This window comes from Pantoea sp. E956-1 (assembly GCF_982223955.1).
Genome location: NZ_CEUYZP010000015.1, coordinates 41,165 through 53,623, shown reverse-complemented (window position 1 = coordinate 53,623; position 12,459 = coordinate 41,165). Strand labels below are relative to the sequence as shown.

Genomic DNA, 12,459 nt, shown 5'->3' with positions numbered 1-12,459 from the left:
GAAGCGTCCCGAAGACATTCCGGAAAAATAGACGCAGCATTATAGCGGCATCGTTGGAATGAGTCGAGGATGCTAACTCACCACTTTTCAGCAGGTTTGCTGCTTTTTTGAGCCAGGGATCGCGTTTTTCGCTAAATAACAGAAAAAACGGCCCGCAGGCCGTTTCGGAGAAAGGAGATCAGGCGAGTGTTCCGGCACCACGACAGTTAGGCGAAGCCAGTACGGTATCCTGCAATCCTTCCCACTCTTTAAGAGTATAAGTATGCAGGGCTAAAGCATGCACGCTGCCCGCTAGCTCAGCGGCCAGTTCGCCATAAATCAGGCGATGACGCGCCAGAAAGCGCTGGCCTGCAAAGCAGTCGCTGACAATGACCACTTTGAAGTGACTTTCTGATCCGGCAGGAACGTTGTGCCGGTAACTTTCGTCATGCACTTCCAGATGAGCTGGCTGGAACGCCACACGCAGCTTTTCTTCTATTTGTTCGCGGATCATGGCTATTACTCCTCAATGGCGAGCGCGGTGCCCCATCTCATTCAATCTTAGTCGCTTTTAGTGCGCTTACCCGTCAGCGGACGCTAAATATTGCATTTTATGTCAGACCGCTTCCGGCACGCATAATAACGCAGCTGAAACGAACAGCAAACCGACCTGTCAGAGAAGGGGCTTAAAACGGTTTCAGACACAATTTCCCCGTCAACAGGGCTTTTTTCACTGCCGGGCAATGCTATGATGACCGCAGTTTTTGCAAACCAACCCCCTGACACCAACGAGAAAAAGTATGTTGAAAAAACTGTTATTCCCACTGTTGGCTGCGTTCATTTTAGCCGGCTGTGCAACCAGCAATAATACCCTGACTATCCAGCCTAAGATTCAGTTGCCACAGCAGGATCCAGGCCTGATGGGCGTGACTGTCAGCATCAACGGTGCCGACCAGCGTAAAGATCAGGCGCTGGCAAAAGTAAATCGTGATGGTCAGTTAGTGACCTTAACGCCATCGCGCGACCTGCGTTTCCTGCTGCAGGAAGTGCTGGAAAAGCAGATGACAGCACGTGGCTATATGATTGGTCCTGATGGCGCAGTCGATCTGCAGATTGTGGTGAACAACCTCTATGCCGACGTCACTCAGGGCAATGTGCGCTACAGCATCACCACCAAAGCGGACATCTCGATTATCGCGACAGCGAAAAACGGCAACAAACAGGTTAAAAACTACCGCCAGACTTACAGCGTAGAAGGCGCGTTCAACGCCAATAACCAGAAAATTACCAACGCGGTGAACGCCACCATGAGCGATGTGATCGCGGATATGGCTCAGGACACCAGCGTCAACGACTTCATCAAGCAGAACGCCCGTTAATTCAGTCTCACCTCTGCCCTGCCTTGCGCAGGGCTTTTTGTTATCTGCAGGATCCGCATGAACCACTATCTTCGCCTCTTCAGCCAGAAAAACGCCGCCGTATTGCTGCTTCTTGGTTTTGCTTCCGGACTGCCGCTGGCACTGACATCGGGCACGTTGCAGGCGTGGATGACGGTGGAAAATGTCGACCTGAAAACCATCGGCTTCTTTTCGCTGGTGGGTCAGGCCTATGTCTTTAAGTTTCTCTGGTCCCCGATGATGGACCGCTATACGCCGCCGTTTCTGGGCCGGCGTCGCGGCTGGTTACTGGTCAGTCAGCTGGCGCTGGTTGGCGGGATAATCGCCATGGGATTTCTGCAACCGGGACGCGATCTTACCCTGATGGCAGCGCTGGCCGTGCTGATCGCCTTCTGCTCCGCCTCACAGGACATCGTTTTCGATGCATGGAAAACGGATATCCTGCCGCCTGAAGAGCGTGGCAGCGGCGCGGCGATTACCGTGCTGGGTTATCGACTGGCGATGCTGATTTCCGGCGGGCTGGCATTGTGGCTGGCTGACCGCTATCTCGGCTGGCAGGCAACCTACTGGCTGATGGCACTGATGATGGTGCCGGGCATTATCGCCACGCTGGTGGCGAGCGAACCAGATACCCGTATCTCCACACCCCATTCACTGCGTCAGGCAGTGGTCGATCCGCTAAAAGATTTCTTTCAGCGCAACAACGCCTGGCTGCTGATTACCCTGATTATTCTTTACAAGTTAGGTGATGCGTTTGCCGCCTCACTGACCACCACTTTTTTGATACGCGGCGTGGGCTTCAACGCCGGTGACGTCGGTCTGGTCAACAAGACACTGGGCCTGCTGGCGACCATTATCGGCGCGCTCTATGGTGGCGTACTGATGCAGCGCCTGAGTCTGTTCCGGGCGCTGATGATTTTCGGGCTGCTGCAGGCTGTCTCGAACTTTGGTTACTGGCTGCTGGCGGTGACTGACAAACAGTTGTGGAGCATGGCCAGTGCGGTCTTTGTTGAAAATCTCTGTGGCGGCATGGGCACCGCGGCCTTTGTGGCGCTGTTAATGACGCTGTGTAATAAGTCATTCTCCGCTACCCAGTTCGCCCTGTTGTCGGCGCTCTCAGCGGTAGGCCGGGTCTATGTCGGCCCGGCGGCGGGCTGGCTGGTGGAACTCTGGGGCTGGCCGACCTTTTATGCTTTCACAGTGGTGGCGGGTCTGCCAGGCCTGGTGCTGCTGGCTTTTTGCCGACAAACACTAAATCAGGTCGAGCAAAGTGGCAATTTCCTGACACGTAGCTACTATCCTCAAGGCTATCGCTGGACTAATCGTCTGTTTGCAACCGGATGCGGCGTGCTGGCTCTCTGGCTGGTGGCTCTGGCATTAAATGCGTTGGGCGTGACCGTGCTGACACCGCTGCTTACCCGCCTGTTTGAGCTGGGCATGACGCTCTCCCTGCTGGCGGTGCTTTCGGGGGTATGGCTGGACTATCGGGCGCTGCAGAGAACGCCTGCGCTGCCCGCGTCAGATGCTTAAGTAAAATCGATAGGTTAACGGGCTGCGGCTTATTTTATGAAACCCCGATAAGTCGCCGTCATTTATCATCGCGTGTTATTTTTAAAAAATAACAATATGATCAGAGGAGGCATGGCGGAAATACTAAAAACCGGTGAGCAATTACTTTAGTTAAATTTCATCGCGCAAATGATGCAGACTTGTTAAATATTTGGGAGTTAAAAGTAAGGGTTATTCCTTTCCCTGATTTTTTTACGGTTACTTCCATTGGTTTTTGTTATATTGATGCCAACTGCTTGTCTGCGTTAATTATTTGTCACCTGGCGCAACATCTGTGACACCCTTAGCAAAAGGTGTCAACACGTATCTGACACATCCTTAAGCTGGTTTACAGTGCATAAACCTTCCCGTAAAATGCGCGCACACTTAAACGACAATAGAGCCCTTTGTCATTGAGGTCGTTAAATGAGACTCAGTAAATACAATAAAAGTTTGGGGATTTTGTCATTAATTGCAGGCACTTTATTAATGAGTGGCTGCGATAGTGCATTGTTAAATCCCAAAGGACAGATTGCACTGGAGCAACGTTCGCTGATACTGACTGCCTTTGGCCTGATGTTGATCGTCGTAATTCCCGCAGTCCTGATGGCCGTGGTGTTTGCCTGGAAATATCGGGCGTCCAACACGAAAGCGAAGTACAGCCCGAACTGGTCACACTCTAACAAAGTGGAAGCCGTGGTCTGGACCATTCCGATCCTGATCATTCTCTTCCTCAGCGTGCTGACATGGAAATCAACCCACGCACTGGAGCCCAGCAAACCGCTGCAATCCGATGTGGAACCGGTTGAGATCGATGTGGTTGCACTGGACTGGAAATGGTTGTTCATTTATCCGAAACAGGGTATTGCGACCGTGAACCAGATTGCCTTCCCGGCAAATACGCCAGTGAACTTTAAAATCACATCTAATTCCGTCATGAACTCTTTCTTCATCCCAACGCTCGGCAGCCAGATTTATGCGATGGCTGGTATGCAGACCAAGCTGCATCTGATTGCAAATGAGCCGGGAACTTTCGACGGTATCTCTGCGAACTTCAGTGGTCGTGGTTTCTCTGGCATGAAGTTTAAAGCCATTGCAACCAAAGACGATGCGGAATTCCAGCAGTGGGTGGCTAAAGTGAAAGCAGCCCCTAACACGCTGAACACAATGGATGATTTCGAGAAAGTGGCTGTGCCAAGCGAAAATCACCCGGTGGAATATTTCTCTTCAGCTGATCCGAAACTGTTCATGCAAGTCATCGACAAGTTCAAGATGAGCCACGGGAAAATGGACATGCCAAAACATGAAGGTATGGACATGAGTCACGCCGCTTCCGCGGGAGCCGAGGAATAATACGATGTTCGGAAAATTAACACTTGATGCAGTGCCGTACCATGAGCCGATTATCATGGTTACGGTTGCCGCTATCCTGATAGGTGGTGCAGCGCTGGTTGCTGCGCTTACCTATTTTGGTAAGTGGAAATATCTGTGGTCTGAATGGCTGACGTCAGTCGACCACAAACGCCTGGGTATCATGTACATCATCATGGCGTTCGTCATGCTGATTCGTGGTTTCGCTGATGCCATTATGATGCGTACCCAGCAGGTTATGGCTTCGGCCGGTGAAGCGGGCATTCTGCCACCGCACCACTACGACCAGATCTTTACCGCGCATGGCGTGATTATGATCTTCTTCGTGGCGATGCCGTTCGTGGTTGGCCTGATGAACATCGCGGTTCCGTTGCAGATTGGTGCACGTGACGTTGCGTTCCCGTTCCTGAACAACCTGAGCTTCTGGTTTACTGCGGTCGGTGTGATCCTGGTTAACCTGTCTCTGGGTGTGGGCGAGTTCGCACAGACCGGCTGGCTGGCTTATCCGCCGCTTTCCGGCGCGGAGTACAGTCCCGGGGTCGGGGTCGATTACTGGATCTGGAGCCTTCAGCTTTCAGGTATTGGTACGACCTTAACCGGTATTAACTTCTTCGTGACCATCCTGAAGATGCGTGCACCGGGCATGAGCCTGTTCAAAATGCCGGTATTTACCTGGACCGCGCTGTGCACCAACGTCCTGATCATCGCTGCGTTCCCGGTTCTGACCGTGACACTGGCGCTGTTGACCCTTGATCGTTATCTCGGCTTCCATTTCTTCACCAATGAAATGGGCGGGAACATGATGATGTACGTCAACCTGATCTGGGTCTGGGGCCATCCGGAAGTGTATATCCTGGTACTGCCGGTGTTTGGTGTGTTCGCAGAAATTACCGCGACCTTCTCCAAAAAACGTCTGTTTGGTTATACCTCACTGGTTTGGGCGACCATCGCCATTACCGTGCTGTCGTTTATCGTCTGGTTGCACCACTTCTTCACCATGGGTGCAGGTGCCAACGTTAACGCCTTCTTCGGTATCATGACGATGATCATCGCGATTCCGACCGGGGTTAAAATCTTTAACTGGCTGTTCACCATGTATCAGGGCCGCATTCAGATGCACTCTGCCATGCTGTGGACCGTTGGCTTCCTGGTAACCTTCTCTGTAGGGGGTATGACCGGCGTACTGCTGGCCGTTCCGGGTGCTGACTTTATTCTGCACAACAGCCTGTTCCTGATTGCACACTTCCATAACGTTATCATCGGTGGTGTGGTGTTCGGTTGTATGGCGGGCGTGACCTACTGGTTCCCGAAAGCATTTGGCTTCACCCTGAACGAAACCTGGGGCAAGCGTGCATTCTGGTTCTGGATCATTGGCTTCTTCGTTGCCTTTATGCCGCTGTACGCACTGGGCTTCATGGGTATGACACGTCGTCTGAGCCAGGATATCGATCCACAGTTCCACACCTTACTGGTGGTGGCTGCGGGCGGTGCCGGTCTGATTGCGCTGGGTATTCTGTGTCAGCTGACCATGTTCTACGTCTCGGTACGTGACCGCGATCAGAACCGTGATGTGACGGGTGACCCATGGGGCGGTCGTACGCTGGAGTGGGCAACCTCTTCACCACCACCGTTCTATAACTTTGCTGTCATCCCGCATGTGCATGAGCGTGACGCTTTCTGGGAAATGAAAGAGAAAGGCGAAGCGTACAAACAGCCGGAATCTTATGAAGAGATTCATATGCCGAAAAACAGCGGTGCCGCAATCATCATCTGCGCATTTGCAACGGTAATGGGTTTCGCGCTGATCTGGCATATCTGGTGGCTGGCGGGTGTTTCATTCCTCGGCATGATCGTTTCCTGGATCGTGAAGAGCTTCGACGAAGACGTTGATTACTACGTTCCGGTTGCCGAAGTTCAGAAGATTGAGAACCAGCACTTTGACGAAATCAGCAAAGCAGGTCTGAAATAATGTCAACTGAAACTCTGATTAAACATCACCACGACGCCCATGCGGAGCATGGGCATCACGATGCAGGAGCCAATAAAGTCTTTGGCTTCTGGATCTACCTGATGAGTGACTGCATTATCTTCGCAACCCTGTTTGCGACCTATGCAGTTATGGTCAACAACACTGCCGGTGGCCCGGCAGGTAAAGATATCTTTGAGCTGCCGTTTGTTCTGGTAGAAACCGCCCTGCTGCTGTTGAGTTCGATCACTTACGGCATGGCTGTTATCTCCATGAATAAGGAGCAAAAAGGTGCCGTTATCGGCTGGCTGGCGCTGACCTTCCTGTTCGGTCTGGGCTTCATCGGGATGGAAATCTATGAATTCCATCATCTGATTGCTGAAGGCTTTGGTCCGGATCGCAGTGGCTTCCTGTCTGGCTTCTTTACGCTGGTCGGTACCCACGGTCTGCACGTGACCTCAGGTCTGATCTGGATGCTGGTTCTGATGTTCCAGATTTCCAAACGTGGCCTGAACGCGACTAACCGCACCCGTATCATGTGTCTGAGCCTGTTCTGGCACTTCCTGGACGTGGTCTGGATTTGCGTCTTCACCGTTGTTTACCTGATGGGAGCCATGTAATGAGTCATTCTGTTAACGAACATGGCGCTTCACACGGTAGCGTGAAGTCCTACATGATCGGCTTCATCCTCTCTATCATCCTGACGGCGATCCCGTTCTGGATGGTCATGGATGGCAGTGCATCTCACGGTACTATCCTTGGTGTTGTTCTGGTTTGTGCGGTGATTCAGGTGCTGGTTCACCTGGTTTACTTCCTGCACTTAGACAGCAAATCTGAGGGTGGCTGGAACATGGTAGCCATTGTTTTCTCGGCCATCATCATCCTGATTGTCGTAGTAGGCTCACTGTGGATCATGTGGAACCTCAACTACAACATGATGCCTCACTAAAGAGTCACGCGTAATGTTTAAGCAATACCTGCAAGTTACAAAACCAGGAATTATTTTCGGGAATTTAATTTCTGTGATCGGCGGATTTCTGTTGGCTTCCAAAGGCAACACGGATTACGCCCTGTTTCTCATCACCCTGGTGGGCGTGTCACTGGTGGTTGCATCGGGTTGTGTGTTCAACAACGTGATCGATCGCGACATTGACATCAAGATGGAGAGAACCAGGAATCGGGTGCTGGTAAAAGGCCTCATCTCCGCGAAAGTAAGCCTGGTTTATGCCACTGTGCTGGGTATTGCTGGCTTTGCGTTGCTCTACTTCGGTGCTAATCCGCTGGCCATGTGGCTGGCGGTGATGGGCTTCGTGGTGTATGTGGGCATCTACAGCCTCTACATGAAGCGTAATTCCGTTTACGGTACGCTGATTGGCAGTCTGTCAGGTGCTGCGCCGCCGGTTATCGGCTACTGCGCGGTCTCTAACCAGTTTGATGCTGGCGCATTAATCCTGCTGGCGATCTTTAGCCTGTGGCAGATGCCGCATTCGTACGCGATTGCCATCTTCCGCTTTAAAGATTATCAGGCAGCGAACATCCCGGTTCTGCCGGTGGTGAAAGGCATTTCCGTGGCTAAAAATCATATTACGCTTTATATCCTGGCGTTTATGATTGCCACGCTGATGCTGACGCTGGGAGGCTACGCGGGCTACAAATATCTGGTGGTGGCTGCTGCAGTCAGCGTCTGGTGGCTGGGCATGGCGTTATCGGGTTATAAAACCGCTGATGACCGTGTCTGGGCACGTAAACTGTTTGTCTTCTCTATCGTAACCATCACCGCACTGAGCGTGATGATGTCGGTGGATTCGATGGCTCCGGCCTCGAAGGACCTGCTGACTTACGTCTGGTAACCGGCACCGATACAGCATGAAAAGGGCGCGATTTTCGCGCCCTTTCTTTTTGTTACCACTGCTTAAAAACTATTGTTTTACCCGCCCTGCCCCGCCCCCTAGAATGAATGCAGCACATTAACAGAGGTTGGAATGAACGATAATAAAATGACTCCGGTGGAGCTGCGCGCCACATGGGGCCTCGGTACGGTCTTTTCCCTGCGCATGCTGGGAATGTTCATGGTCCTGCCGGTACTGACCACTTATGGCATGGCATTACAGGGCGCGAGTGAAACCTTAATAGGCCTGGCAATTGGCATTTATGGCCTTGCCCAGGCGATATTTCAGATTCCTTTTGGTCTGCTCTCCGATCGCATCGGGCGTAAACCGTTGATCGTTGGCGGGCTGTTGCTGTTTGTCCTGGGTAGTATTATTGCTGCCTGCACCGACTCCATCTGGGGCATTATTCTGGGCCGTGCCCTTCAGGGCTCAGGCGCGATTGCCGCTGCCGTGATGGCGCTGTTATCCGATTTAACCCGTGAGCAGAACCGCACCAAAGCGATGGCGTTTATCGGCATCAGTTTTGGCGTTACCTTCGCGATCGCCATGGTGGTCGGCCCGATTGTTACTCACGCACTGGGCCTGCATGCGCTGTTCTGGATGATTGCGATTCTGGCATCGCTGGGTATCGTGATCACCCTGCTGGTGGTGCCATCGGCCTCCCATCATGTCCTGAACCGTGAATCAGGCATGGTTAAAGGCAGCTTCCGAAAAGTGCTGGCTAACCCGCGTCTGGTGAAGCTCAATATCGGTATTTTCTGCCTGCACGTCCTGCTGATGTCGAGCTTTGTCGCGTTGCCGGGTCAGTTTGAGCAGGCAGGCTTCCCGGCTCCCGAACACTGGAAAGTCTATCTCTCCACCATGCTGATCGCTTTTGCCGGCGTAGTACCCTTCATCATTTATGCCGAAGTGAAGCGCCGCATGAAGCGTGTCTTTGTCGGCTGCGTCGGAATGATTGTCATTGCCGAGATCGTTTTGTGGGGAGCGGAAGGACATTTCTGGACGCTGGTAGTGGGTGTTCAGCTCTTCTTCTTCGCCTTCAACCTGATGGAAGCGATTCTGCCTTCGCTGATCAGTAAAGAGTCACCCGCAGGCTACAAAGGCACCGCGATGGGGATCTACTCCACCAGCCAGTTCCTGGGCGTGGCCGTTGGCGGCAGCATGGGTGGCTGGGTATTTGGTCATTTCGATGCGCAGACCGTATTCCTGGTTGGCGCGATGGTGGCCGCAGCCTGGCTGTTTGTCAGCATGACGATGCAGGAACCGCCTTATGTCAGCAGCCTGCGCATCGTGCTGAGTGATGCTGCCCTGGCCGTGCCGAATCTGGAGCAGCGCCTGAAAGCGCAGCCGGGCGTTAACTCCGTGTTTATCGTGCCCGAAGAGAAAAGCGCCTACATCAAAATTGATAGCAAGGTTACCAGCCGCCCTGAGCTGGAAGCTCTGCTGGGTAGTTGCTGATAAAAAACCGGTTTGGCATGTTAGCTGTGAGATCGATGTGACTTAGGAAGCAGGCCCAGAGAGCCAGCTTGATAGGGTGAGCAACATCAGCCCATTTCGCTGTGAGATCGAGCTGGCTCAGGGAACACGGTCAGATCGGAAAGTCGCAAAAGCCGCCATCCATGGCACGCTCGGCCCGCACCGTCCTGGCGCGGGACGCTTTCCTCCTCTGACCGTGATCCCTGCGCCCCTGAGCTTTTGAGTTGCTGCTGAATCCCCCCGAATTTGATTTTGTGCTTAATCTTAAACCTCGCACAAGTCTTCTTACAGACAACTCAGAAATTCAAAGCGATGGGAGCCTGTGCCTGTAGCAAAGCATCGCGCAGCCCGGATAAAAACGCCGGGAGCGTTTTTGAACAACGCAACGCGTTGGCCCGGCTACGGGCGCACCTCAGGGATGAGGTGCGTAATCGCCCGCGCTGAGCCGCCATGGATGGCGCTTTTGCGTTTTTGCGAAAGGCACAGGCTCCCTGAGCCAGGCCGCGATCTTACAGACGCCCTACAGCTCACAGCTCACAACCCGCTCCAGACGTTTGACTTGTTCAAAGAGATGCAAGCCAGTGCACGTTCCCACAGACGTCCCAAACCACGCCTTAATTCAGATGGCTCACAAATTTGAATCGAAGCAGGGCTGCTCCTGCCAGATAACAAAAAACCCGGCCTTAGCCGGGTTTTTATCACTGCCTTCATGCTGAAAATCCAGCCTGCCCCGCTTAATCGCGGAAGTTTTTAAACTGGAATGGCTGCCCCAGATTGCTGCCGCGCACGATTGCCATCGCACCCTGCAAATCATCACGCGCTTTGCCGGTTACACGCAATGCTTCACCCTGAATCTGGGTCTGCACTTTCAGCTTACTGTCTTTGATCAGCTTCACCAGCTTCTTCGCCACGTCGCTTTCAATGCCTTTTTTCAGTTTAGCATCGACCGCCCAGCTTTTGCCGCTGTGCTCAATCTCTTCCGGCACCTCTAAAGCACCGCCTTCAATCCCGCGCTTCAGTAACTTCTCACGCAAAATATCGACCAGCTGCTTAACCTGAAAATCGGACTCGCTGGTGATTTTGATGGTTTCATTCTTTTCGTTGAGCTCAAACTCGGCGCTCACGTTGCGGAAATCGAAGCGGGTAGACACTTCACGGTTGGCATTTTCCACCGCATTGCGAATTTCCTGCAGATCGACTTCTGAAACGATATCGAAAGATGGCATCTCTTCTTCTCCTGACGCTAAAGTGACATGCATAATACGCGTCTTAAGGTGCTAAATAAAATCAGGCTGCACACAACGCTATAATGAAAGTGTGACAGTAAATAATAGATGGATAGCCCGCCAGCGGGAGGCAGCATGAAAATTACCGTGTTAGGTTGCGGTGCTCTGGGTCAGATCTGGATGACAGCCCTTGCCCGCCAGGGACATGAGGTGCAGGGATGGTTGCGGGTGCCGCAGCCCTACTGTTCAGCCAATGTGATTGATCCACAAGGTAACATTTCGAACCGCACGTTTATCGCCAACGATCCGCTGTTTCTGGCAGAAAGCCAGCTGCTGCTGGTCACGCTCAAAGCCCCGCAGGTCTCGCCCGCGGTGAAAAATCTGGAAAGCGTGCTGCCAGAAAACTGCCCGGTGCTCCTGCTGCACAACGGCATGGGGACGCTGGAAGAGCTGAAAGGGCTGACTCAGCCGCTGCTACGCGGCGTCACTACGCATGCTGCTATGCGCGATGGCACCGTCATCAAACACATTGCCAGTGGCATCACCCACATCGGCCCCGGTAACCGCAAAAGCGCCGCTTACAGCGATCTCGCCGATATTCTGCATCATGCCCTGCCTGATGTCGCCTGGCATGACAACATCCGGGCGGCCTGCTGGCGCAAGCTGGCAGTGAACTGCATCATCAATCCGCTTAGTGTGGAGTATGAGTGCCAGAACGGTGCCCTGCGCGCGTATCCGGAGCAAATCGCGCAACTGTGCGAAGAGATCAGCTGGGTTATGGAGCGCGAAGGTCAGAACGTTGCCAGCGAAAGCCTGCAGGACATCATCTTCGACGTGATTGAAAACACCGCGGCCAACACCTCTTCGATGCTGCAGGACATACGCGCCCAGCGGCTCACCGAGATCGATTATATCAGCGGCTTTCTGCTGCGCCGCGCCCGGACGCACGGCCTGGTGCTGACGGAGAACACCCGTCTGTATGACATTGTAAAACGCAAGGAGTCTCATTATGACCGCGAACGCATCAGTGCTGGTTTGCCTGGCACATGGCAGTGAAGAAACCGAAGCTGTCACCACCATCGACCTGCTGGTACGGGCCGGGCTGAACGTTGTCACCGCCAGCGTCGAAAGCGACGGCAACCGGGAGATCGTCTGCTCACGCGGTGTTCGTCTGCTGGCTGACGTGACGCTGGTCGAAGTCGCCGACAATGATTTCGCCGCCATCGTTCTGCCCGGTGGCCTGAAAGGCGCCGAAACCTTCCGTGACAGTCCGCTGTTAGTCGAAACGGTACGCCAGTTTCACCTCAATGAAAGGATCGTCGCCGCTATCTGCGCAGCAGCAGGCACGGTACTGATTCCCCACGATCTCTTCCCGATCGGCAATATGACCGGCTTTCCTGGCTTAAAAGAGACTATTCCGTCAGACAAGTGGATGGAGCGACGTGTGGTGTGGGATCCGCGCGTCAATCTGCTGACCAGCCAAGGGCCTGGCACGGCAATGGATTTTGCGCTGAAGCTGATCGATCTGCTGGCAGGAAAAGAGATGGCGCGCGAGGTTGCTGCACAGCTGGTGCTGGCACCCGGTATTTATGACTATCAGGCGTAAA

12 protein-coding genes are annotated in these 12,459 nt (G+C 53.3%); 10 read left to right on the top strand and 2 right to left on the bottom strand.

The window, feature by feature from the left end; genetic code table 11:
- Window positions 1-178: 178 nt before the first annotated feature.
- A complete protein-coding gene (gene bolA / locus AC0T7J_RS23620) occupies window positions 179-493 on the bottom strand; it encodes a transcriptional regulator BolA (RefSeq protein ID WP_008924895.1) in 315 nt (104 codons plus the stop codon).
- Between the two features lie 286 nt (window positions 494-779).
- Between bolA and AC0T7J_RS23615 the strand changes: the two genes are divergently transcribed.
- The 8 genes from AC0T7J_RS23615 to AC0T7J_RS23580 all read left to right on the top strand — a co-directional run bounded on the left by AC0T7J_RS23615 (window position 780) and on the right by AC0T7J_RS23580 (window position 9,608).
- Entirely contained in the window at window positions 780-1,358 is a 579-nt protein-coding gene (locus AC0T7J_RS23615; protein WP_013356991.1) for a lipoprotein, read from the top strand.
- A gap of 57 nt (window positions 1,359-1,415) precedes the next feature.
- Window positions 1,416-2,906, top strand: a complete 1,491-nt coding sequence (gene ampG, locus AC0T7J_RS23610) for a muropeptide MFS transporter AmpG (protein ID WP_473797849.1) — start codon at window positions 1,416-1,418, stop codon at window positions 2,904-2,906.
- Window positions 2,907-3,350: 444 nt separating this feature from the next.
- Window positions 3,351-4,277, top strand: a complete 927-nt coding sequence (cyoA, locus tag AC0T7J_RS23605) for a cytochrome o ubiquinol oxidase subunit II (RefSeq protein ID WP_473797846.1) — start codon at window positions 3,351-3,353, stop codon at window positions 4,275-4,277.
- Between the two features lie 4 nt (window positions 4,278-4,281).
- Window positions 4,282-6,264, top strand: a complete 1,983-nt coding sequence (gene cyoB / locus AC0T7J_RS23600; protein WP_010255400.1) for a cytochrome o ubiquinol oxidase subunit I — start codon at window positions 4,282-4,284, stop codon at window positions 6,262-6,264.
- Window positions 6,264-6,881: a cytochrome o ubiquinol oxidase subunit III gene (locus AC0T7J_RS23595; protein ID WP_009091720.1), complete on the top strand. Its 618-nt coding sequence runs from the start codon at window positions 6,264-6,266 to the stop codon at window positions 6,879-6,881. Before cyoB ends, AC0T7J_RS23595 begins: the two co-directional genes overlap by 1 nt.
- A complete protein-coding gene (locus tag AC0T7J_RS23590; RefSeq protein WP_008924889.1) occupies window positions 6,881-7,210 on the top strand; it encodes a cytochrome o ubiquinol oxidase subunit IV in 330 nt (109 codons plus the stop codon). Before AC0T7J_RS23595 ends, AC0T7J_RS23590 begins: the two co-directional genes overlap by 1 nt.
- Window positions 7,211-7,223: 13 nt before the next feature.
- On the top strand, window positions 7,224-8,111 hold the full coding sequence (cyoE, locus tag AC0T7J_RS23585; protein ID WP_010255394.1) for a heme o synthase: 888 nt from the start codon (window positions 7,224-7,226) through the stop codon (window positions 8,109-8,111).
- A 132-nt stretch (window positions 8,112-8,243) separates the two neighbouring features.
- Window positions 8,244-9,608: an MFS transporter gene (locus AC0T7J_RS23580; protein WP_010255391.1), complete on the top strand. Its 1,365-nt coding sequence runs from the start codon at window positions 8,244-8,246 to the stop codon at window positions 9,606-9,608.
- A 752-nt stretch (window positions 9,609-10,360) separates the two neighbouring features.
- On the opposite strand, the gene AC0T7J_RS23575 is transcribed toward AC0T7J_RS23580, so the two are convergent.
- Complete coding sequence (locus AC0T7J_RS23575; protein ID WP_003852530.1) at window positions 10,361-10,852, bottom strand: YajQ family cyclic di-GMP-binding protein; 492 nt, start codon at window positions 10,850-10,852, stop codon at window positions 10,361-10,363.
- Window positions 10,853-10,987: 135 nt separating this feature from the next.
- Here AC0T7J_RS23575 and panE point away from each other — a divergent pair, with 135 nt between their 5' ends.
- Window positions 10,988-11,908 carry a 2-dehydropantoate 2-reductase gene (panE, locus tag AC0T7J_RS23570; RefSeq protein WP_473797838.1) on the top strand — a complete coding sequence of 307 codons (921 nt, stop codon included), beginning with the start codon at window positions 10,988-10,990 and terminating at the stop codon, window positions 11,906-11,908.
- On the top strand, window positions 11,862-12,458 hold the full coding sequence (yajL, locus tag AC0T7J_RS23565) for a protein deglycase YajL (protein ID WP_473797836.1): 597 nt from the start codon (window positions 11,862-11,864) through the stop codon (window positions 12,456-12,458). The genes panE and yajL overlap by 47 nt, the downstream gene beginning before the upstream one ends.
- Window position 12,459: the final 1 nt, after the last annotated feature.

Bases quoted from the DNA above. Each gene is read 5' to 3' on its own strand.
- panE (WP_473797838.1), top strand. From the start codon at position 10,988: ATGAAAATTACCGTGTTAGGTTGCGGTGCTCTGGGTCAGATCTGGATG.
- AC0T7J_RS23615 (WP_013356991.1), top strand. From the start codon at position 780: ATGTTGAAAAAACTGTTATTCCCACTGTTGGCTGCGTTCATTTTAGCC.
- AC0T7J_RS23595 (WP_009091720.1), top strand. From the start codon at position 6,264: ATGTCAACTGAAACTCTGATTAAACATCACCACGACGCCCATGCGGAG.
- AC0T7J_RS23580 (WP_010255391.1), top strand. From the start codon at position 8,244: ATGAACGATAATAAAATGACTCCGGTGGAGCTGCGCGCCACATGGGGC.
- AC0T7J_RS23575 (WP_003852530.1), bottom strand. From the start codon at position 10,852: ATGCCATCTTTCGATATCGTTTCAGAAGTCGATCTGCAGGAAATTCGC.
- cyoE (WP_010255394.1), top strand. From the start codon at position 7,224: ATGTTTAAGCAATACCTGCAAGTTACAAAACCAGGAATTATTTTCGGG.
- yajL (WP_473797836.1), top strand. From the start codon at position 11,862: ATGACCGCGAACGCATCAGTGCTGGTTTGCCTGGCACATGGCAGTGAA.
- bolA (WP_008924895.1), bottom strand. From the start codon at position 493: ATGATCCGCGAACAAATAGAAGAAAAGCTGCGTGTGGCGTTCCAGCCA.
- ampG (WP_473797849.1), top strand. From the start codon at position 1,416: ATGAACCACTATCTTCGCCTCTTCAGCCAGAAAAACGCCGCCGTATTG.
- AC0T7J_RS23590 (WP_008924889.1), top strand. From the start codon at position 6,881: ATGAGTCATTCTGTTAACGAACATGGCGCTTCACACGGTAGCGTGAAG.
- cyoB (WP_010255400.1), top strand. From the start codon at position 4,282: ATGTTCGGAAAATTAACACTTGATGCAGTGCCGTACCATGAGCCGATT.
- cyoA (WP_473797846.1), top strand. From the start codon at position 3,351: ATGAGACTCAGTAAATACAATAAAAGTTTGGGGATTTTGTCATTAATT.